The 1,368-nt window shown below is 66.2% G+C and carries 1 protein-coding gene; it reads right to left on the bottom strand.

All coding sequences use genetic code 11. The features are described from left to right. Positions 1-27: 27 nt before the first annotated feature. Positions 28-1,316, bottom strand: a protein-coding gene (locus H516_RS0100410; RefSeq protein WP_157432105.1) for an IS3 family transposase whose coding sequence is annotated in 2 segments (ribosomal slippage) — positions 28-1,043 and positions 1,043-1,316 — 1,290 coding nt in all. Because the reading frame shifts where the segments join, the coding sequence is not laid out codon by codon here. Positions 1,317-1,368: the final 52 nt, after the last annotated feature.

The following is a 1,368-nucleotide window of genomic DNA, read 5'->3' on the forward strand; positions in this document are numbered from 1 at the left end:
TGAACCGTCCCAGGTTTGATGCCGCTGTTATGCGGGTTGCGGCTCTCGGGTGAGTGTCGCGTAGTGGGCAGCCTCGTATTCGTTTGGGCTGACCATGCCGAGGCTACCGTGGAGCCTGCGGTGGTTGTACCAGTCGACCCAGCCGGCGGTCGCGAACTCGACGTCCGCGATCGTCTTGTACGGGCCGTCGTGGAAGATCGTGGTGCGGATGCACTCGGCCTTGTACAGCCCGTTGATCGTCTCCATGAGCGCGTTGTCATACGCGTCGCCGACCGTCCCGATCGACGGGGCGATCTGCTCCAACGCGAGGTGATCGGTCAGCACGATCGATGTGTACTGGGATCCCGCGTCGGAGTGATGGATGAGCTGGTGCGGACCGACGGTATGCCCCTGCCGGTCGCGTTCCCACAGCGCCATCCGCAGCGGGATCATGACGAGGTCGACGTGCTTGCTGGTCTGCGCGTGCCAGGCCACGACGCGTTGCGAGAACACGTCGAGGATGAACGCGACATACACCCACCCGGCCCAGGTGCGCACGTAGGTGAAGTCGGTGACCCAGGTGTGATCGGGCCGCGGCGCGGTGAAGTTCCGGTTGAGCAGGTCCCCGGCGCGAACGCCGTCCTTGGCCTGAATCGTGGTCCGCGGTGCTTTCGCGCGGGTGACGCCAGACAACCCCAAGGCCCGCATCGCCCGGTCCACGGCGCCCCGGGAAGCGTCAGCGATCGCGGTGCGGCGGATGAACGCGGTCATCTTCTTCCGCCCGTACAGGCCCTCCGGAGTCATCTTCCGGCGCGCGGCACCGGCCGCATCGACCACCGTCGTCCATGCGGCCTCGCGGACGGCGTCCACGACCATCGCGTCGGTAACCGTCCGGACCGATACCCGGCCCTGCCTCCGGGCCCGGTAGGTGCGCGCGGCGATCTTCACGCCCTGCTCACGCAGAACGCGGATGATCGACTCGACCGCATGCCCCTCAGCCCTCATCTGGTCGATGAAGCCCATGATCAACGGTTGCGGGGGTCGAGTTCCCCCACGAAGAAAGCCGTCGCCGCCTTCAGGATCGCGACGTCCTCACGCAACGCCCGGTTCTCGGCCTTGAGCCGCTTGATCTCGGCATGTTCTTCGCTGGTTTGGCCATCACGGTCACCGGCATCGATATCGGCCTGCAGCACCCACCGGCGCAGCGACTCCGCACCCACGCCTTCCTGGCGGGCGACGGCCGCGATCGCCTTCGCGTTCGACGGGTACTCCGCCCGGTGCTCGCGCACGAGCCTGACAGCCCGCTCACGCAGCGCGGGATCGATCTTCTTCGGCATGATGACATCCAATCAACTCAAAAGGATGCGGCATCAAACCTGGGACGGTTCA

The sequence above is a fragment of the Agromyces italicus DSM 16388 genome, from assembly GCF_000421545.1.
In the GTDB taxonomy this organism is placed as follows: domain Bacteria; phylum Actinomycetota; class Actinomycetes; order Actinomycetales; family Microbacteriaceae; genus Agromyces; species Agromyces italicus.